We start from the raw sequence: 21369 nt of genomic DNA, 5'->3' as shown, positions 1-21369 counted from the left end.
TTTCTAAATAGCTATGTTAAAGATTGGTAAAGCTTGCAATTTTTAGAAATAAATTGGGCAAAATAAACATAAAACTCAGTTAGCTAGTTTTATAAACCTCTAAAGCCTAACTTTATAATGATAAATTTGCATTTTCAGGATATTAGCCGAAAAATAAAGAATAAACCTGCGGCTCTTCCTTTAGTATTTACCTCATTTATGTTGTTGGTTGGAAATTATGGCTGTGTCAAACAAGCACAAGTAGAAACCCAGCTAGAAATTAAAAATGTCCAAATATTATCAAGTAACAGCTTATACCGAGTAAATGGTAGTACAAATTTACCTGAGTCTAGCCGTGTTACTGTAACAGCAGTCCGCTATTTACGTCCTACAGCAGAACAACCAGGAGCATTGCTGAACTCTGATGCCAATACGAAACGTTCTATTTTGGCTCGCCAAATTGTACAAGTGAAACAAGGAAAATGGCAGGCTGATTTGAATCTGTGGCAAGTCGCACCTAATGGTAGTTTTGAGGAAGAATGGCAAGCCAATCAAATACAGATGAAACTAACTCCCGAAAGTGACGTGACATTTATTGCTACTTTCGATCCTGTTGGTCAGTGGGAAAAGTCAGATAATCATAAATCACAGGAAAAGCTGAAGCTAGAAAATTACCGACTTGAAGGTAAGTTAGTGCGCTTTACTAACGAAGGCGAAAAATATGCACAAGTTAGTCAAACTTTATCAATCCCTCTACCTACAGGGAAAACAACACCATCTCTTCCACAACCAGAAGATCTTAATGGCGGTTGGGGAAACCGCTATCAAATTCTGCCAGAACCCAAAGTGACTAGATCTACATTAATAGCACCAGCTAAATCTAGACAGACTAATGCTTCTCTACTCTCTTCCGAGTTTCTGCGCTAAATAAATTGAGATCGCGAACTTTTTGATATCAAATTACTTACAGATAAACACAGATAAATATTTATGTTTATCTGTGTTTATTAGTATTATTTAGATTTTGTCCTCAGTCTAAGATCTGAATTTAATGCAGCTGAAACTCATTGCTAGTAGAAGCATCATAGTAGATCTGAAATTTATCTGTGACTTTTGCTCCAGCATTCGATGCTTGAGGCATAACTCGCAAATTGTTCTGCATTGTCTGCATCTGCAACATCATCTCTCTAAGTTGTTTTTGTAACTCTTCGAGCTCAGATGGAGTGATTGTTGTCTTATTAACTTCTTCTAATACAACAGGCTCTTCTGTATTGTTGGTATTTGTTTGAGCATAGCTCAGAAAGGTTTGGGCAGATGCAAAATTAGAGGTAGCTGCCACGGTTTTGGCAGTTGTATTAGTATTGTGTGTAGTTGCAACCTGGGATACAAAATTCACTGGCTGTTCAGTTATAAGTGCTGGAGTTTGTACTAAAACAGGTTGGGATATGGTTGTAGCTAAAGTGTTTGAGGGGAGAGTTTGGTCTAAAGCTACTTCATCATCCAAAAAAGCCTTTAATCCTGATACTTGCAGGCGAGACTCTGAAAGTTTAAGTTCTTTAAGTAAGGTTTCTTTTTCTTGTAGATGTTGCTCTAAATTCGATAATTCTTGTTGATATTTTGCTGATTTTCGAGAAGAGTGTCGCCAACCACAAAAGGCCGCAGCTGATATTCCAGCTCCTACACTGAGTGCAGTTGATAATATTACGTAAGGAATAGCAACATCTCTCAGCTTGCCGTAAAAAATAGGTTCTTCTTGAAATTTAATCGCAATTTGCTTTTCCCCTAATGCGGCGAGGGGAAAAGACATTAATGAAAATACACCACAAGAAGCGATAATAGGTGGCAGAAAAAATTTTTGCAATGCAGATAAAGACATATTTAAAACTAGGGTTATTTGTTCAATAAAACAATGGGTAGATTGCAGCATGGCTGATTACCGCTGCCAATATATAGCTTTGATAGCTCTTCAGCGGTTAGTGAATATTTGTACTGCATTAGTATCCAAATTATTCTCTTCATGACTGATGTGCAATATGAGAGCCATGAAGAACTTAGAGAAGTAATTAAATTTTTCGTAAATTTAATTACTAATTCACTAGTATAAAAATAAGCTTAAGTACACATAGATAAGTCTATAAAGCTTGCTATATATAGATTTTTAGGACATTTAGAATCTAATTTTTTCACAAATCCAGGAACTTTTAGTGATAAATATTACTCTATAAAAGCTAGTGCAGACTAATTAGAAGAATTGCTATCTTAGAACCAAAATCATCTAGATAATACCTATATATCAGCAGAATTATGGTAATCATCTCTGGGATCAACTGTTATCCATGGCAAATTTGTTTAAATAATTAGGTTTCAAGACGACAGGGTTTATATAAAACATAATGCATCAAAACTTTAATCATTGCTCTAGAACCTCGACTTATATGCAAGGTAATTAAAAATATGCGACAAGTCTTTAAAAATAAACAAAAAAAATTGAGGTTGCGTAAACGCTCGCTCCTATTCTGCATAACTTTAGCGATCTTCCTGTTAGGGAATGTGACACAATTGCCTGCCCATAGCCAATTAACTGTGGCCAGTGCAGCGATGACAATACAGCTACCGCTTTCCACCTTGGGCGCAAAAATTGTCGATGCTAGAGGCAACATAGTACTACTGCGAGGTGTTAACTGGTTTGGCATGGAAACAGAGACACACGTACCTCACGGGCTGTGGCAGCGAGATTATAAAGATATGTTGGCCCAGATCAGGATGCTTGGGTATAACCTGATTCGGTTACCTTATTCCGTGGCTGGATTGCGTAGCTTGCCGCCGCAGGCATCGCCTGATGTCAATGGTATTAACTTTACTATTGGTAGCAATATAGAACTCCAAGGCAAAACACCTTTGGAAGTCATGGATTTAATTATTCAAGAAGCTGAAAAGCAAGGATTATTCATCCTGCTTGACAGTCACCGCCTGAATGATCAAAAGATTCCCGAACTTTGGTACGGTGACGGTTTTACAGAAGTAGACTGGATCGATACCTGGAAAATGCTGGCAGAAAGATATAAAAATCAAGCTAACGTTATTGGTGCAGACTTAAAAAATGAACCACACGGACAAGCTAGTTGGGGTACTAACGATTTAGCTACTGACTGGCGGCTAGCAGCAGAACGTGCAGGCAATGCTATTCTCAGTGTCAATCCTAACTGGCTAATTGTTGTTGAAGGTGTAGAAAAGAATGTCCCTGGCCAAAAACTGAAGCAGCATTGGCAAGGTGGTAATCTAGAAGGTGTCAAACGCTACCCAGTACGTTTATCTCGTCGTCATAAGCTAGTCTATTCTCCCCATGAGTATGGCCCGGGAGTGTTCAATCAACCTTATTTCTCAGAACCTAGTTTTCCTAAAAATCTAATTGATCGCTGGCAAATAGGCTTTAACTATATTTCTAGCGAAAATATTGCTCCGATTTTAATTGGAGAGTTTGGTGGACGACAAGTAGACACTATTTCTCCAGAGGGCATTTGGCAAAATGAATTAGTGAAATACATCCAGAAGCATAACTTAAGCTTCGCCTATTGGAGTTGGAATCCTAACAGTGGGGATACAGGCGGCATTTTACTAGATGACTGGCAAAATTACGATCTCCTTAAGCAGCAATTATTATCTCAACTACTCCCATCTATAGAAGCTAGTAAAAAAGATATCTCCTTGCCTTCCAGTTCCTCCATCCCAGTAACTTCTTTATCTACACCCCCACTGCAAGTAACTACTGAAATTTATGCCACTTGGGAAACAGGAGTTTGTACCAACCTGAAAATTACCAATCCAGGCAATACTAAGGTAAACAGCTGGCAACTAACATTTCAACTGAATCAAGCTAGAATCAACAATTCTTGGAATGCTAATTTTCAACAGCAAGAAACAACACAATATCTTGTGACTCCTTTGGATTGGGGAAGAGTAATTGAGCCACATCAATCGCGGGATATTGGTTTTTGCGCTAATAAATTGGGTTCAGATTACCAGGTGCGGCAAATAGAAGTAAAAATTCAAAAATAAAAAAGGCAAAAGAAATTTTCTTTTGCCTTGATAACTTTTACTGAAACATTTTTTAGCAAGGAAGTAGGAAGAGCTTTTAGCTTAGTACATAGATCTAAAGTCTCAAGAGTTTAGATATGCAGAGAAAGAACCTTTTTCCTTACTCAATCCCTTAACTTTAGTTCTGGGATTCAATTCCGCAGCACTACTTAACGCTTACGGTTATTCTTCGTAATCGTCTTCGTCGTCTTCCTCGTAGTCATCCTCATCGTCTTCTTCTACAAGATCAGTGACCTCATCAGCAATCAAGTCATCATCATCCAAAATAGACCGTTCTGCACGTCTACTGCCAAATGTAGGTTCGACAAGAGAAGGAGAATCTAAATTATAGGTGCGAGCTGTCCGGTCATCTAGCACCATATCTAACGGATCATCAACTTCATCTAAGACACTGGTACTTTCCAGTGCAGCGTAGTCATCAATTGCTCCTGTTTCTTCGTAGGCGTTATACCCAGTCCCAGCAGGAATCAATCGTCCGATAATCACGTTTTCTTTTAATCCCCGCAGCCAGTCAGATTTGCCTTCAATGGCGGCTTCAGTTAATACCCTGGTGGTTTCTTGGAAGGAAGCAGCGGAAATAAAGCTATCGGTGTTTAAAGATGCTTTAGTTATCCCTAACAATACGGGAGTATACTGTGCCCGCGCACCGCCAGTAATTGCCATTGCTTCATTTACCTGCTCAACTTGGCGCAATTCGACCAATTCGCCAGGAAGCATGGTGGTGTCTCCACCATCATCAATCCGGACTTTATTAGTCATCTGGCGAACAATCACTTCTATGTGTTTGTCAGCAATATCAATACCTTGGGACTGATATACTAACTGCACTTCGTTCACGAGAAATGTTTGCACTTTCTGTAAAGCATGGCTAGCACAAGCATAGACTCCATCTTCAGAACCCAGGCTAAAGAAGATTTCCAAAATTTCGTGGGGGTTGGAAGGACCATCAGTCAGGGGTTGTCCCGCTACTACATGAGAGCCATCTGTCACCACTAAATTCTGTCCAGGTCCGAGGGGATAATCTGTGACTACTCCATTGGGTTCTACTACCTTAATTGCGATCGCTTCATCGCCATCGCCGTAAACTACCTTCACTTCGCCAGCACGACGACATAAGATACAAGCTTCTTTGGGTTTGCGGGCTTCTAGGAGTTCCTCAATCCGGGGCAAACCTTGAATAATGTCCCCAGTTTTAGCACGTTCAAATACTAGCAACACCAAATTATCACCACGCTGTACCAAATCACCATCTTCTATCTGCAAGACAGCACCAGGGCTGACTCGATAGGGACGACCAACGCGGAGAGAAACCGAGTATTTTTGAGTACTGAGAGCCGATTCACCAGTCACAGCCGCAGCCGCAGTATTTTTGACATTTATGACTTGCCCAGATTCGGGAGCAAAGACTCCAGGGGCAATTTCTGCACCTTCAACTAGCAAATCTCCTGCTTTCACAGTGGGTTGGACGTTAGTATTGATTGTAATTTTGTCAACACTATCACGTAATACCAAACAGCGGCGGACATTTTCTGAGCCTTTTTGTACACCCCGTACTGTACCCCCTTCTTTACACAAGATTTGGGTACGGGCGACTACTGCACCAGGGGCGATGCTTTGCCCATCCTGTACTTCCAGTGAGGTTTGGGTACTACCTTGAGTAGCATCGGCCGCGATATCCCGACGAATTACTAAGGATTCCAAAATCACCAACTGCAAGCGTTGAACATCTGGGTCTTCGGTATCGGCTACTAATTCAATATCAGCAGCTAGGGGAGAAGCATTATGGTCATGTTCGCCTTCCTGCTCGATTTCCAAGACTAGTTGGGTACGTAGCAGCTCTACACCTTCCACAGACTTGACACGTTCGGAATCTTTGTAAGGTAGTCTTTGTACTGCCCGTAATTGAATTGAACGCCCAGTTTGTTGGCTTACAGATGTAGTAGAAGGCACATCTGGATTGCTAGGAACGGCAAACTCTACTACTGGACGGCTCAAGAGCGCTGGACCTTCTGGTGACTCCACATACTGGATGTAGCGCAATTCGGTGGCGACTGTACCTTGGAATTCTTCACCTGGCTGAATGAAAGTGTTGTCTCGCCCAATGACTGCTTCGGGATCGTCTACCATCAGCAGTTCACCTGGCTTAATTACGACTTCCCGTAAGATGTCGTTTTTCTGGGTGACTTCCACCACACCGCTATTTTGGCAAAAGATATCCTTAACTACTTCGGTACCAGCTTCGACAAACTGTCCGTCTTCCACCAACAGCAAGGAGATGTCTTTATTGACTTCGTGGCTTTCTTCGGGAATCCATAGCAAGGTGCCTCCCTGTACCACTTCATAACCTAGCTTGGCTTTACCTTTTTTCTGGACTTCTACGCCAGCGAACTTCAGAAAGCCCCCAGTGGTGGTGCGATAGCGGTCATCAATTAATTCGGCTACGACTTGACCATTTTGCACTTTTGTGCCTGGAGTGGCTCTGAGGTTAAATACTTGGTTATTACCAGTGGAGACTAGGTAGTTGTTGCGACCTTGAGAGCTTTGAACGGTGACTGTGGCTTGGTCTAGGACTACAGAAGCAGTGATAATCTCAATTTCTCTGGTACTCTTGCCGGGAGTAGCTTCTGGCAAACGGACTGCACCACCATGTAAAGTAGTTAATTTGGTTTCTGCCAATACACCATTTGAGGCGATCGCATCTCCATTTTTAACAACTAATTCTGCACCCGGAGGTAAGTTGTATACTTCTCCAGACAAAATCCAAATCAAACCACCCCTGGCGGCTGTGGTGGTGGTATTGCCTTGGCGGTCCGTTTTTTGTTCGGGAACAACTTCGGCAAACTGTACTTCTCCAGCCAAGTCTGTGGCTACATCTTTCACCGCTTTTTCGGTATTAGCACGAGTTGTCCGTCCACCGAGGGCAACTTCTGCCAGCAACTGACCCTGTTTTACTTGGTGTCCGTCGAAGACATAAAGTGTCGAACCTTGTGTTAGATGTACCTCTTGGTGAGGTGGGGTATCGGTTCCTTCTTTTTTTGGTTCCAGATGCAGGATACCGTTAGCTTCAACATATAGGGCCTCTTCACCGTGGCGAGTGCGATATGGTCTGACTTTCAGTTTCCGAGGAATCTTGACAGTACCATCAATTTTTGAGCGTACTTGCTGTGCTACTTCCCCAGTAAACACACCACCAGTGTGGAATGTCCGCATGGTTAGCTGCGTTCCAGGTTCCCCGATACTTTGGGCGGCAATAATCCCGACGGCTTCGCCTAAGTCTACCATTTTGGCATGGGCTAAACTCCAGCCGTAACAGTGTTGGCAAACCGAACGTGCCGCTTCACAAGTCAAGGGCGATCGCGCAAAGACTTCGGTTACGCCAGATTTTTGAATTTTTGCGGACAATTCATCTGAAACTGGGGTATTGCGTGGGGCTATCACTTCTTTTGTAGTGGGGTGCACTACATCTTCAGCTATTACCCTTCCATGTAAACGTGTAGCTAGAGGAATTTTAGTTTTTCCACCTTCTACCATTGCCCGTATGGGAATACCTCTAGTAGTACCGCAATCAAATTCCCGGATAATCACATCCTGGGATACGTCCACCAGACGACGAGTAAGATAACCAGAGTCAGCCGTCCGCAAGGCGGTATCTACCAAACCTTTTCGCGCACCGTAAGACGAAATAATGTATTCCGTGACGGTGAGTCCTTCGCGGAAGTTGGTTTTAATCGGTAGATCAATAATTTCCCCTTGGGGGTCTGCCATCAATCCCCGCATTCCCACCAACTGCCGGACTTGGGAGATGTTACCCCGTGCACCGGAGAATGCCATCATGTATACGGAGTTGAGGGGATTGGTTTTTTTAAAGTGAACGACTACTTCGTCTTTGAGAGCTTCACTGGTACCGTTCCACGTATCAATTACTTTTTGGAAGCGTTCGACTTCTGTGATTTCTCCGCGTTGATAACGGGCTTCGGTAGCGCGAATTTCTTCTTCTGCTGCTTCTAGCAGCGATCGCTTAGAAGGTGGCACCATCAAATCATCTACACTGATGGAAACCCCAGCTTTAGTGGCGTAGCGAAATCCCAAGTCTTTCAACTTGTCCGCCATGACTGCGGTACGTGCTGTACCGTAATTTACAAAAGCCCAAGAAATCAGATTTCTCAATTGGCCTTTATCAACTACGCGATTGCGAAAAATCGTGTTTTCATTAGTCATTAGTGATTCATCCCCAAGTTAGCTTGCCAGTGCTTCCTGAATTGCCTTGTTGTAAATAACGCGACCTGGTGTGGTGCGGACATACTGAGACAGCAAATTCCCCTTAGCGTCTTCTCTGACTCGGCGGAATTTATAGAGTAAAGTCCGGCTGCCATCGCTGTTTTCAGTGACTTCTAGCGGTTCTGTATCTGGCCCGTCTGATTCTACTTCTCCGTCAAACCGCACATAGATATAAGCGTGCAAGTCAATTTGCTCTTGCTGGAAAGCCATAATTACATCGTCGAGAGAAGCAAAATACCGTCCCGCCCCTTTGGTAGCATCGGGATTTTCTGCGGTTAAGTAATATGCCCCCAAGACCATGTCTTGGCTGGGTGTGATAATTGGTTTTCCGGTAGCTGGCGACAATATATTGTTAGAAGCCAGCATCAACAACCGCGCTTCTGCCTGACTTTCTAAAGACAGGGGGACATGTACCGCCATTTGGTCGCCGTCAAAGTCAGCGTTAAATGCCGGACAGACTAATGGATGGAGTTGAATTGCTCTACCCTCCACTAAAATTGGTTCAAATGCCTGAATCCCCAAACGGTGCAGTGTTGGTGCCCGGTTAAGCAGTACTGGGTGCCCTTCAATCACTTCTTCTAGAACATCCCAAACACTAGGATCGTTGCGAGATATGAGCTTTTTGGCGGCTTTGATGTTGTTGACCATGCCGCTGCGAATCAAGCGATTGATCACAAAAGGTTGAAATAGCTCAATTGCCATTTCCCTAGGTAAACCGCACTGATGGATATTGAGTTTTGGCCCGACTACAATTACGGAACGACCAGAGTAGTCAACCCGTTTACCCAACAAGTTTTGCCGGAAGCGTCCTTGCTTACCCTCAATAATGTCGGACAAAGATTTTAAAGGACGGTTATTTGCTCCTACAACAGTGCGTCCCCGACGACCGTTATCAATTAAAGCGTCTACTGCCTCTTGCAACATCCGCTTTTCGTTCCGCACAATAATTTCTGGTGCCAAAATTTCTTGTAGGCGTGCCAGACGATTATTTCGATTAATTACGCGTCGATACAAATCATTCAAATCGCTGGTAGCAAACCGACCACCATCTAATTGCACCATTGGACGTAAGTCAGGGGGAATTACAGGAATCACTGCCATCACCATCCACTCTGGTTTAGAACCTGTGGCGATGAAGTTGTCAATTACCCGCAATCGTTTAATTAACTTTGCCCGCTTTTGCCCTTTAGCATTACCAATTTCTTCGCGCAGGCTTTCGGCTTCTTGTTCTAAATTAATATCGGCGAGCAAGTGCAACAGAGCCTCAGCACCAATACCTACCTCTACACCTTGTAGCTGGGAATCTTCACTATAAATTTGGTCTTCAATTTCCAGCCACTGGTCTTCACTAAGAAGCTGTTTGTAGGTTAAAGTTTCGGCGTTACCTGGGCTAAGAACAACATAAGAGTTGAAATAGACAATTTGCTCTACATCCCGCAGGGGCATATCTAGCAGAATGGAAATATAGCTAGGAATACCTTTGAGATACCAAACGTGTGCCACTGGGGCAGCGAGTTTAATATATCCCATGCGGTGTCGGCGCACCCGTGACTCGGTAACTTCAACACCACAGCGTTCGCAGACTATACCTCTGTGACGCACTCTTTTATATTTACCGCAATGACATTCCCAATCTTTTGCTGGACCAAAGATGCGTTCGCAGAATAAGCCGTCCATCTCCGGCTTGAGAGTACGGTAATTAATTGTCTCTGGCTTGGTAACTTCACCGACAACCTGACCGTTAGGCAAAGTGCGTTCGCCCCATTGCCGAATGCGTTCTGGCGATGCCAAGCCGATTTTAACGTAGTCAAACTGATTAGTTTGGGCGTTTCTCATACTTAAGTACTGAGTTCTGAGTTATGAGTATATTTAGTTTTTAGGTTGAAATTTGGCATTGGGGAGCCAGTCGCGTGGGCGGGTTTCCCGACTTGAGGAGCCACTGCGTTGCAAGGGTTCCCCCCGTTGAAGCAAGTGGCGTCGAACTGGCGTCATTGGGCATCGGGCATTAGGCATTAATATTTATGCCGTTTCCCTATCACCCATACCCTATTACCTAATGTTTACTCGTCATCTTCCAGTGATTCACGGGAAAGAGATTCATAGGTGGGTCGAGGCGGTGTGCGACGGGCTGATTGGTCTGCCATCAAATCGACTTCCACATCTAAAGAACTGCCATCTGCTTGGGTTTCTACTTTGTGGACGGCAATATCTAACCCTAAGGATTGCAGTTCTCGCATCAACACTTTAAAGGACTCTGGTGTTCCGGGTCTGGGGATTGCCTTACCTTTAACAATGGCGTTGAGGGCTTCATTCCGTCCTTGCATATCGTCAGATTTAACTGTCAACAATTCCTGCAAGGTGTAAGCTGCACCAAAGGCTTCCAATGCCCACACTTCCATTTCTCCGAAACGCTGACCACCTTGTTGCGCTTTCCCACCCAAGGGTTGTTGGGTAACCAGGGAGTAGGGTCCTGTAGACCGGGCGTGAATTTTGTCATCAACCAAATGCACTAGCTTCAACATATAAGCTACGCCCACGGTTATAGGACGGTCAAAGGGTTCGCCTGTACGACCATCAAACACCATGATTTTGCCAGGATCATCGGGGTTGTATACCCAATTTCTGCCAGTTTCATCTCGTGCTTCTTGCAATTTGCCATGTACAATCCGGCGGGATGACTCTTCCCCATACATTTCATCAAAGGGAGTAATCTTAAACCGCACGCCCAAGTTCTGACCTGCCCATCCCAACAGACACTCAAATACCTGTCCGACATTCATCCGACTGGGTACACCCAAGGGGTTGAGAACGATATCCACTGGGGAACCATCGGGCAAGTAAGGCATATCTTCCAAGGGCAAGATGCGGGAAATAATTCCCTTGTTACCGTGCCGTCCTGCCATTTTGTCGCCGACTTGGATTTTCCGCTTCTGGGCTACATACACCCGAACTACCATGTTGGCTCCTGGTGGCAGTTCATCCCCTTGCTCACGGGTAAACAGACGTACGTCAACAACGCGCCCTTTTTCGCCGTTAGGAACTCGCAGGGAGTTATCCCGCACATCTCGTGCTTTTTCACCGAAAATCGCCCGCAGCAGTTTTTCTTCTGGGGGTTGGTCAGATTCACCTTTAGGTGTGACTTTTCCAACTAAGATATCTCCGGCTTCTACCCAAGCGCCAATACGAATGATTCCCTGTTCGTCTAGTTGACGTAGAGCATCTTCCCCAACATTGGGAATTTCTCGTGTAATTTCTTCAGGACCCAGCTTCGTCTGGCGTGCCTCAATTTCATATTTTTCAATGTGAATTGAGGTGTAGACATCGTCCTGAACTAATCTTTCGGAAATCAAAATTGCGTCTTCGTAGTTGTAGCCTTCCCAAGGCATATACGCGACGACGATATTTTGCCCTAAGGCTAATTCTCCACCTTCTGTGGAAGAGCCATCAGCTAATACCTGACCAGCAACAACTCGCTCACCTGTACGCACAAGGGGTTTTTGGTTGAGGCAGGTGTCTTGGTTGGAGCGCTGATACTTAGAAAGAGTGTACTTAATTTCAGAAGTTGAGTTTTTAACTCGTACACGTATTTCTGTGGCATCAACATAAACCACATCGCCATCGGTGCGGGATACAATTACCATCCCGGAGTCCCTTGCACCTTGGGCTTCTAAGCCAGTGCCTACTAACGGACGCTCTGGTTTGAGCAGGGGTACTGCTTGCCGTTGCATGTTGGAACCCATGAGCGCGCGGTTAGCGTCGTCATGCTCCAAGAATGGGATCATACTTGTAGCTACAGATACAATCTGTACCGGAGATACAGCTACATAGTCCACTTGCTCTGGGGTGGTGGTGGAGAATTCTTGGCGATAGCGCACTGGTACTTGAGGACCAATGATCAGGCCATTTTCATCAACCGGTATATCCCCTGGAGCGACTCGCAGGTCGTCTTCTTCATCGGCGGTCATGTAAACTGGCGGCAGGTCAAACCTCACCCGGGCATTTTCTACAGGTCTAAAGGGGGTTTCCAAAAAGCCGTATTGGTTTACCCGCGCATGAGTTGCTAAGGAGCCAATTAAACCCGCATTGGGTCCTTCTGGTGTTTCAATTGGGCAAATCCGCCCGTAGTGACTGGGGTGAATATCCCGGACAGCAAACCCAGCCCGTTCTCTAGTTAAACCACCAGGGCCAAGAGCAGAGAGACGGCGTTTGTGGGTCAGTTCTGCTAGAGGATTGGTTTGATCCATGAACTGACTTAATTGGCTGGAGCCAAAGAACTCTTTAATTGCGGCTACCAGAGGTTTGGGATTGACTAGGGACGCTGGGGTAAGGACTTCCGCATCGGATACAGTCATCCGTTCTCTAATGATTCTCTCTAAGCGGTTTAAGCCTACCCGCACTTGGTTTTGCAGTAGTTCACCGACACTTCGCACACGGCGATTACCTAAGTGATCAATGTCATCAATATTACCAATATCATATTCTAGGTTAATTAGGTAGTCTACTGCTGCCAGGATATCCCCTGGAGTCAAGACGCGCATGGTGTCGGGGACAGATAGCCGTAATTTTTTGTTGAGCTTGTACCGCCCCACACGACCCAAATCGTAACGTTTGGGATCGAAGAATCGGGAGTCTAACAGTTGTTGTCCACCCAATACTGTAGGTGGTTCACCAGGACGCAATTTGCGATACAACTCCATCAGGGCTTCTTCTTCGGAAAATTGCCCTTCTTTTTCGATGGTTTTTTGAAAATATTCAGGGTGACGTAAAGCGTCAAAAATTTCGTTATCTGATAAACCCAGAGCTTTTAATAGTACTTGGGCTGATAGTTTACGGGTTTTATCAATCCGTACCCACACCAAATCGTTACGGTCTGTTTCAAATTTCAGCCATGCCCCTCGGTTAGGAATTAAGCTAGCTGAATAGGTGCGTCGTCCGTTTTTATCAATTTCCGATTTGTAATAAACTCCAGGCGATCGCACAATTTGGTTGACGATTACCCGTTCGGCTCCATTAATAATAAAGGTGCCACGATCAGTCATCAAAGGCAGATCGCCAATAAAGACTTCTTGTTCTTTGATATCCCCAGTTTCTTTGTTGAGTAGCCGTGTGGGGACATACATTTGTACGGCATAGGTACTATCCCGCCGTTTGGCTTCTTCGACACTGTACTTCGGTTCTTTGAGTTTGTAGTTTTGACCTAAAAAGTGCAGCTCTAGTTTGCCAGTGTAGTCTGTGATCGGACTAAAGGAGTTAAGTTCTTCTATTAGCCCTTCTTCTAAAAACCAACGGAAGCTTGAACGCTGGATTTCAATCAAGTCGGGCAACAGAAAGGCGGGTTCCATATATGTTTCGTTCGTCATGCCTCTACCTTTGTCAACCTGGTTAAACTTACCATTGGACACTGCTTTTTGACGTTTCCCACCGCTAGCCAGTGTCCGTAGCTGTTTGGGAACTTCTCCTTACGACCACCTGAGATTTACAGGTGTGGGCAAACGCAGAAATTAAAGCGGGAAAGTGCTATCTTGACAAGGGGGAAAACACCCTTCATGGAGTGACAATTATAACTAATAACCAGCTACTAGATTGATTTCTCAATAGCAGATGGCTGAGATAGTCTGAAATTAAATTTGCTTTCGTCACTTCCCCTCCCAAAACCGCGTTAATTAGCCTCCGCAGCTTTATACTGTTGTGTCGTCACTACCCCTCTATATTTAAATTCACGATGATATCCTAAGACTAAGGAACCGATCGGCTTGTAACCGACTCTGATTTAGTATGGGTTTATCTTGCTGGGTTATACTCACAAGGCAATTACGTTTAACAGTTTTCTATAGGGTAAATACGGAAAAGGGAAACTTCTGAAAGATTGTAGATCAACACCAGATTATCAGGCTTTGAGATCGTCTAATAACATCCGCTTGTAGAGAGAGGAGGATGGTCAACCCCTGCGGAGAAGGAGCGTAGACACCCAGAGGGTGAGTTCTTTCAGAATTGGAATGATCAAGTTGGTAACAGCCCAAAATTAAGCTCAGGAGTTTTAATTTCCTTCCTTTATCATTATGGCGCAAGCAAAATGTTTTGGAGGAAATAATTTTAGCATATTCTTGTCCTCCTAAGGTTTTATTTTTTTTACATACCCAGACACAGTTACTGAGAAACTCTATAGTACAAGACCAAATAATTCACAAGCATTCTGGGTGGTTTGGTTTGCAATCGCCTCTACCGTCTCACCACGCAGCTGAGCTAGGTACTCTGCTACATAACGGACGTAGGCTGGCTCATTTCTACCTGCGCCTCGTTTAGGAACTGGAGCCAGAAAAGGACAGTCTGTTTCAATTAGCAGGCGATCGCTCCTCACCATAGTGGCTGTAGATTGGATCTGCTTGGCATTTTTGAATGTAACTGTCCCACTAAAACTAATGTAGAAGCCTAAGTCAATAAACCATTGCGCTTCTTCTGGTGTTCCACCCCAACAATGCATCACACCCCGAACACTATCTCCTTTTTGTTCTCGCCATTTTTGCAACACTTCTCTGACTTGGGGTGCTGCATCACGGCAGTGGATAATTACAGGTAACTTGAGTTCACTGGCAATTGCTAGTTGCGCCTCAAATACCATTCGCTGTTGCTCATAATTATCTGCTTTGTGCAAATCCAGCCCCATTTCTCCCATCGCTACTACTTTCGAGTCAGAACGAGCCAAAGTTAATATTTCATCAGCTGTCTGGCTATTCCATTGTTTAGCATCTAGAGGATGCAAACCTACGGCAAAGCTGAGTTCGGGAAACTCGTGCGCTATGGCTTGGATACTGGAAAATTCTGATGGCTCTACACAAGAATGTATTAAACGTACTACACCTGCTTCTTGCCATCGCAATCGCACTGCTGCTAAATCCGGCTGGAAAACGTCAAAATTGATGTGAACGTGGGTGTCAATTAGCTGCATCTTAGTTAAAAGTCATTAGTCATTGTCATTAGCACAGGACTAATGACTGAATGATTTTGGACTACTGTGCTGTTTGTGTAAGTGCTTTGAGTTTATGAGCCAATCTTGACTTTTTCCTTGCCCCGTTGTTGGGGTGAAGCACACCTCGCTTTACGGCTTTATCAATTTTGCTGTAAGCCTCAGCCAATCTCTCCTGTACTTGTTGATTTAACTCGGGAGTAGGATTAGCTGAATACACTTCTACTGCATTCAGGTATTTCTTCATCAGCGTCTTGACAGCTGATTTATATGCTTTATTACGCAGTCGATTGCGTTCTGCGATTCCGGCGCGCTTAAGAGAAGACTTTGTATTCGCCACAGTCAGTTCCAAAAAGACTATTAATATGTACACACACTACTAGATTTACTAATATAGCATCCATATTGCCAATGTTAAGATTTCCGAAAAATATTATGGTCTCAGTTTTCTTGATAGCTGGCAGCGGGTCGGGAAAAAATGGCAACGACACTGAGTTAGAAGCTGGTTAATCTTTCCACTAGCAGTCACAGCGCTAACTTTCGTTGTAACCTTATTTAGCTCTGTAGTTAGAACAAGGAGAAGAAGAGAAATTATTTAGTTGAAATTCGGACTCTGATAAGAAATAACCAAATCAGATATTCGCTTCTGCCAAGGAACACAGGCTCCTTGTTACACCTGGTTCATAATTTTGGTGGGCATTACCGACTCTGAAACTACAACTTTTTGAGCTTTGACCTTTAAAGGATGGTAAGGCCTGCTGTCGACCTGAGAAATACGTTAATATAAGTTACTCCAATATAATTATTCTAGCTCACCATTTGGATGAGTTGGAAGTTAGGCTGATAATGCGGTCTGTCTTATACATCAGGATATATTGTCGAAAGCAAAAAACTGTAAAACTCCTGAAGTTCAAGGTTGAAATTGAGAGAAACAACTGATCGAGTTTCTATACATTTTTAGCTACTACAATCAGGAAAAGTAAGTAAAAATTATACTCAGACCCTAACTCATTTCCAATTCAGAGCGAGTCGATGTGTAAACACACTATATCCATTTTGGCAAGTAATTAATGGATTGGGTAAAAGGGTAGTAGGAATTGGCACGCCTATTCCCTACTGCAAGCCAAGACTGGGCTTGTCAGATTGAGTAATGAAGTCGCCTACTCAAGCAACCCAGATCTAAGAACCTGGAAGTATCAAAAAAATCCAGGTTAAGCTAGAGAAGAGAATTAGAGTAAGCTTGGTACCTCCTTTGGGAAAAAGCAAGACTAATTCTCAGGCGGGAACATTCTAAATTTTGGCATTGTCCTTACTCCATGCTGCGAATTATTACTCAGCAGGCAGACGTTAGAGCAGAACTACAACGTATCTGCGATCGCACTCATGACGAACAGGTGCTTCACAAAGAGGCGACGGTGCGAGAAGTGTTACAAGCAGTGAAGCGCCAAGGTAACAAAGCTGTGTTGCATTATACAGCCGAATTTGACAACGAAACCCTCAAGCCAGAGGAACTGCGTGTTACAGGCTTAGAACTGGATGCGGCTTACCAACAAGTGTCCAAGGAATTGCTGGCGGCAATTCGGCTGGCTTGCCAACAAATTGAAGCGTTTCACAGCCAGCGAATACCAAAAAGCTGGGTACACTTTGGCGATAACGATGTAGTGCTGGGCAAACGCTACACTCCAGTGGATCGTGCAGGCTTGTATGTGCCTGGTGGTCGTGCTGTCTATCCTAGTACAGTACTGATGAATGCAATTCCAGCAAAAGTAGCTGGTGTACCTAGGGTGGTAATCGTAACACCGCCAGGCGTAGGAAAAGCAATTCATCCGGCTGTGTTGGTAGCTGCCCAAGAAGCCGGAATCCACGAAATTTATCGTGTTGGGGGCGCACAGGCAATCGCGGCTTTAGCCTATGGTACAGAAACGATTCCAAAAGTGAATCTGATTGTCGGTCCAGGCAATATATATGTCACTTTGGCAAAAAAACTAGTATACGGTAACGTTGGCATTGATTGTTTGGCAGGGCCAAGTGAGGTGCTAATTATTGCTGATGAGACCGCAAATCCCGTACATATTGCCGCTGACTTATTAGCACCAGCCGAACACGACCCAATGGCGGCAGCGATTTTGCTGACTACGGATGCTGCTTTGGCTAAAAACGTACAAGTAGCCGTGGAAAGGCAACTGGTAGATCATCCACGGCGTATAGACACAGAAAAAGCGATCGCTCATTATGGTTTGATTGTGATTGTGGAATCCCTAGAAGCAGCAGCAGAATTCTCAAATGAGTTTGCGCCTCAACATCTGGAATTAGAAATTCAAGACCCTTGGGAATTACTGCCAAAAATTCGCCATGCTGGGGCAATCTTTTTGGGTGACTCAACACCAGAAGCGGTAGGGCACTATTTGGCAGGACCAAATCACACCTTGCCAACTTCTGGTGCTGCCCGCTACGCTTCAGCACTGGGTGTGGAAACTTTCCTCAAACACTCTAGTATTATCCAATACTCACAGACGGCACTCGAAAAGGTGGCTGGTACAATTGACATACTAGCAGCAGTAGAAGGTCTACCATCTCATGCCGATTCAGTACGACGCAGAATTCAGCGTGAAGAGTGATTGAGAATGCTAAATTTTTGCTTATACTTTTGGTAAAAGTTACTCACTGCCTAGAAACTAGAAGTTTGGGGAATTGAGTACTATATAAACTCGGTTAACATCTGGAAAATTATTGGTGTAGTTACCAATAAACTTTACCAGGGATTTATTTAAGAGGTCTACTCTTGAGGAGACGGGAGCGGTGCTAAAAACTATTTTGGTAGCTCTGGACGGTTCGGAAATTGCAGAACGAGTAATTCAGAGTTTAGACGAGTTTGTTTTGTCACAAGACACCAAAGTTATTCTTTGCCATGTGTTTTCTACACCAGAGTCAGAGATGGAATTACCCGCTGATCGACCTCATTCAGAGTCACCAACATTTTCTTTTTTCCATATTGAAAAACAGCTGCAATCATACCAAGAAAATTTGTCAGTTAAAAGCGAATTAGAACTAGTAACTGGCGATCCGGCTGACGAGATTATTCGCCTTGCCAATATTTACAAGGCTGATTTAATAGTCATTGGCAGTCGTGGATTAACTGGGATGAAGCGAATTGTCCAAGGTTCTGTTAGTAGTCAAGTGGTAGAAGAAGCTGGTTGTTCAGTGTTAGTGGTGAAGCCAAATTAGAATCAAATAAAGGCAAATTTTCAGCGTTAAAGTTAACAGTTGAGTAAGTGTTAACTGCCGAAAATTAGAGTTAAATTCAGGCAGCCTCAGATAACCCAGTAGTAATTCCATTGACTCTACTGGGTTATTTGTGTGTAAATTGATATACTGCCTACACATCCTGGCGCTCATGCATAGCGAACCCAGTCCAGACTTAATTCGCCCAATCAGCAGTGACCAATTTCTGCCGCCAATTAGCCTTTGGACAATATTAGGGGGCTTCTTTCTTATTGGGACTGTGGGTGCAGCAGTGATCCTAGCTGCACTGACTCGATACAATATCACTGTTAAAGTACCAGCTACAGTCCGCCCTGCTGGCGATGTACGGTTAGTACAAGCAACTAGTGAGGGAATCGTCAAAAGTATTTTAGTTAAAGAAAATCAGGTAGTGAGTCAGGGGGATGCGATCGCTTACATCGACTCTTCTCAACTTGAAACCAAAAAAAGCCAAATTATTAGTACTATTCGGCAGAATGATTTACAGCTATCACAAATCGCTGCCCAAATCAAGGCCCTACAAACACAAATCACGGCTGAATCCAATTCCATGCAAAGGGCGATCGCCTCTGCTCAAGCTGACTTAATTCGCAACCAACGGGATTATCAAGACCAAAAGATTACTACTCAGACACAAGTGCAAGAAGCAGAAGCCTCTTTAGAATTGGCTAGGGAGGAAATGAAGCGATATCAACAGTTGGGAAATACAGGCGCGATCGCAACTCTACAAATTAAGGAGAAAGAACAGACTTTTAAAGCGGCGCTGGCTAGATTAGAACGCACCAAGGCTGGACTTAACCCTAGTAATGCGACAGTGGTGATCGCCACTGAACGCATTGCCCAAGAAAAAGCCAAGGGTGAATCTACCCTCGCAATTTTGAAGAAAGAACAAGAAGAATTAATTCGCCGTCAAATTGAAATCCAAAACCAAATCAGCACTGCTCAAACAGAATTGAAACAAGTCTCAACAGAACTGCAAAAAACTATAATTCGGGCCTCAGACACAGGTACTATTCTAAAACTAGAAATTAGAAATGCTGGACAGGTGGTGAGATCTGGGGATGCGATCGCTCAAATCTCCCCCAATCAAGCGCCTTTATTGATTAAAGCCAATGTAGCTGCTGCTGATATTAGCAAAGTGCGTATCTGCAAAGCTACCCAGGTAAGTGAATGTACACAGGGTAAAGTCATTATGCAGTTCTCAGCCTATCCTTACCCGGATTATGGCACACTCAATGGTGCTGTTAGAGGCATAACTACTGATACATTTACACCGCAAGTTCACAATAATCTTCTAGATCAGCCTTACTATGAGATAACAATCGAGCCAGAGAGAGTTTATCTGATCAAAGGCAATCAATCATATACCATTCAAGCTGGTATGGAGGTTACAGCCGACATTGTTGCTCAAGAAGAAACATTATTGACATTTATGTTAAGAAAAGCAAGGTTGCTAACAGATTTGTAGATTAACCGTGAAGAATGGTAAGTTCGCAGTCAGGGCTTTAGTCTTTTACTCTTAAGCTTTCAAATTATTACTTCTGAATCGCCAAAAACTGACGTAAACTTAACAAACTTAAGGTTTGTCCTAAATTTAGGGGTAGCATTGAAACTCCTTCTAAGCGAGACTGCACCCAACCTTCTCCCCAATACCATTCGTGAAAACCATCAATTCCTCCACTCAGTAAAAAGCGTAGGCAATTAGGTTTAGCGACGTTTACTTGATGATGAATCGCGACTGGCCCAGTCCAGGTAGTAAACTGAAAACCTGAGTGTAGTTCTTCTGGCATCCCGGAGGCAAAGCGTTGCCCTAACAGCCATTTTTGTAATTGCACAGGACGCAGTAGACTGTCGTGAATTGCACTTGCTGACGCTTCGATTTCTATTCGCAGTTGGCTTTGTTGAAAAGTACCCAGCATTTTTGGAGGATTGCACTCAACCCAAATAAGTTGTTATTTTATAGCAAATACAGTATAAAACAATAGTTTCAAATATTTATTGTAGACCTCCAATAATTCAATTTACACCTTATGACTTGTGTCATCTGTAATTTACTTATAGCAATTTACATTGCTAGTGTGCAGTAAGTAAATTTAAATTTGAGGAACACAAATTATGAATCTTGAGGTCAAATATCAGAGGTTATTGAAAATTCTGGTAATTGCCAGTATTATTTCTACAGCTATTCACTTTACTGATAATTATCTATTCATTGAGCAATATCCTCAACCAGTCTGGATTACAGCCTCTTCAATTTATCAATCGTGGCTCATTCTGACAGCCATAGGAATCACTGGATATTGGTTGTATAAATATCGAATTTTTTGGCTGGCTTATGGCTGTTTATCGGTCTACTCATTCACAGGTATAGCAAGCCCAGGACATTACTTTTATGGAACTCTATCACACTTCTCAGCGAAGATGCATCTCTTTATCTGGACTGATGGGTTAACTAGTTTAGCGATATTAGGATTTATTTTCTGGTCAGCACTGATCCTCAAGCAGTGGCGGCGAGAACCTAATCCAACTGACAATACCGAATCGTAAATTGATGCTCTAGTACATAGAATACATTCAATAAAATTTAGAGCAGCCCTTAGGTGCTCATTGCTCAGAAAGCATCAATTTCAAAAAACATGAGCTTGCTTATCAGGAGCACTGATTGCTATTAATATTAGCAGCAAATAATTATACAAAATTGCTATCGCTCATCTTCAGTAAAAAATGAGATTCCCAACTTCTTAAAACAGTTGGGAATTTGGATCTTTAAAAATGGTAATGAGAAATACTTT

At 43.5% G+C, this 21369-nt stretch carries 12 protein-coding genes and 1 pseudogene; 6 read left to right on the top strand and 7 right to left on the bottom strand.

What is annotated here, in order from left to right:
* Window positions 1–117 precede the first annotated feature (117 nt).
* Window positions 118–906 carry a hypothetical protein gene (locus BV375_RS27680; RefSeq protein ID WP_086766448.1) on the top strand — a complete coding sequence of 263 codons (789 nt, stop codon included), beginning with the start codon at window positions 118–120 and terminating at the stop codon, window positions 904–906.
* Between the two features lie 121 nt (window positions 907–1027).
* Here the strand turns inward: BV375_RS27680 and BV375_RS27675 are convergent, their stop codons facing one another.
* Window positions 1028–1855, bottom strand: coding sequence for a hypothetical protein (locus BV375_RS27675; RefSeq protein ID WP_086766661.1), 828 nt, complete (start codon window positions 1853–1855; stop codon window positions 1028–1030).
* A gap of 578 nt (window positions 1856–2433) precedes the next feature.
* On the opposite strand from BV375_RS27675, the gene BV375_RS27670 reads away from it, so the two are divergent.
* Complete coding sequence (locus BV375_RS27670) at window positions 2434–4035, top strand: cellulase family glycosylhydrolase (protein ID WP_086766446.1); 1602 nt, start codon at window positions 2434–2436, stop codon at window positions 4033–4035.
* A gap of 201 nt (window positions 4036–4236) precedes the next feature.
* Here the strand turns inward: BV375_RS27670 and BV375_RS27665 are convergent.
* The 5 genes and pseudogenes from BV375_RS27665 to rpsT all read right to left on the bottom strand — a co-directional run bounded on the left by BV375_RS27665 (window position 4237) and on the right by rpsT (window position 15656).
* Window positions 4237–10188, bottom strand: a pseudogene (locus tag BV375_RS27665) (DNA-directed RNA polymerase subunit beta'').
* A gap of 33 nt (window positions 10189–10221) precedes the next feature.
* Window positions 10222–10344 carry a hypothetical protein gene (locus BV375_RS38875; RefSeq protein ID WP_279432973.1) on the bottom strand — a complete coding sequence of 41 codons (123 nt, stop codon included), beginning with the start codon at window positions 10342–10344 and terminating at the stop codon, window positions 10222–10224.
* 68 nt (window positions 10345–10412) lie between these two features.
* The gene (gene rpoB, locus BV375_RS27655; protein ID WP_086766659.1) at window positions 10413–13712 is read right to left on the bottom strand and encodes a DNA-directed RNA polymerase subunit beta; all 3300 of its coding nucleotides are present in this window, start codon (window positions 13710–13712) and stop codon (window positions 10413–10415) included.
* Window positions 13713–14512: 800 nt separating this feature from the next.
* Window positions 14513–15298 (bottom strand): TatD family hydrolase, encoded by a 786-nt coding sequence (locus BV375_RS27650; protein ID WP_086766440.1) that lies wholly within the window; start codon window positions 15296–15298, stop codon window positions 14513–14515.
* A gap of 61 nt (window positions 15299–15359) precedes the next feature.
* Window positions 15360–15656: a 30S ribosomal protein S20 gene (gene rpsT, locus BV375_RS27645; protein WP_086766657.1), complete on the bottom strand. Its 297-nt coding sequence runs from the start codon at window positions 15654–15656 to the stop codon at window positions 15360–15362.
* Window positions 15657–16632: 976 nt separating this feature from the next.
* Here rpsT and hisD point away from each other — a divergent pair.
* The 3 genes from hisD (at window position 16633) to BV375_RS27630 (ending at window position 20045) form a co-directional block, all read left to right on the top strand.
* On the top strand, window positions 16633–17934 hold the full coding sequence (hisD, locus tag BV375_RS27640) for a histidinol dehydrogenase (RefSeq protein WP_086766438.1): 1302 nt from the start codon (window positions 16633–16635) through the stop codon (window positions 17932–17934).
* Between the two features lie 181 nt (window positions 17935–18115).
* On the top strand, window positions 18116–18541 hold the full coding sequence (locus BV375_RS27635; protein ID WP_086766436.1) for a universal stress protein: 426 nt from the start codon (window positions 18116–18118) through the stop codon (window positions 18539–18541).
* A 169-nt stretch (window positions 18542–18710) separates the two neighbouring features.
* Window positions 18711–20045 carry an HlyD family efflux transporter periplasmic adaptor subunit gene (locus BV375_RS27630; RefSeq protein WP_086766434.1) on the top strand — a complete coding sequence of 445 codons (1335 nt, stop codon included), beginning with the start codon at window positions 18711–18713 and terminating at the stop codon, window positions 20043–20045.
* Between the two features lie 67 nt (window positions 20046–20112).
* Here BV375_RS27630 and BV375_RS27625 read toward each other — a convergent pair whose 3' ends face one another.
* Window positions 20113–20496, bottom strand: coding sequence for a hypothetical protein (locus BV375_RS27625; protein WP_086766432.1), 384 nt, complete (start codon window positions 20494–20496; stop codon window positions 20113–20115).
* A 196-nt stretch (window positions 20497–20692) separates the two neighbouring features.
* Here BV375_RS27625 and BV375_RS27620 point away from each other — a divergent pair, with 196 nt between their 5' ends.
* Window positions 20693–21124, top strand: a complete 432-nt coding sequence (locus tag BV375_RS27620) for a hypothetical protein (protein ID WP_086766430.1) — start codon at window positions 20693–20695, stop codon at window positions 21122–21124.
* The last annotated feature ends 245 nt before the right edge of the window (window positions 21125–21369 follow it).

It is taken from the genome of Nostoc sp. 106C (genome assembly GCF_002154725.1).
Classification (GTDB): domain Bacteria; phylum Cyanobacteriota; class Cyanobacteriia; order Cyanobacteriales; family Nostocaceae; genus Aulosira.
This window is presented reverse-complemented; position numbering and strand designations above follow the sequence as displayed.